1 protein-coding gene is annotated in these 298 nt (G+C 37.6%); it reads left to right on the forward strand.

Annotated features, from left to right (window positions below; genetic code table 11):
* Window positions 1-298 (forward strand): (2Fe-2S) ferredoxin domain-containing protein (locus tag TCEL_RS13895; RefSeq protein ID WP_051150584.1); only part of this gene is annotated, 298 nt, incomplete at both ends.

Consider the following 298-nt stretch of genomic DNA (forward strand, 5'->3'; position numbering starts at 1 on the left):
ATGGCAACATGCGGTATAGCAGCAGGAGCAAGACCAGTTCTTCTTGCAATTATGGAAGAGGTTGAAAAGCTAGGTCTTACTGATGTTGTAGTTGCTCAAACTGGATGTATCTGTCTTTGTAAGATGGAACCAATTGTTGAGGTTATAAAGCCAGGTGAAGAAAAGGTTACTTATGTTAAGATGGATGCAGAAAAGGCAAGAAGAATAGTAAGAGAACATGTTAAGGACGGAAAAGTTGTTGAGGAATACACAATGCACGTAATTCAAGGAAAGATACTAAATGACTATAAAGTAGAAA

The organism is Thermobrachium celere DSM 8682, assembly GCF_000430995.1.
Taxonomy (GTDB): domain Bacteria; phylum Bacillota; class Clostridia; order Clostridiales; family Caloramatoraceae; genus Thermobrachium; species Thermobrachium celere.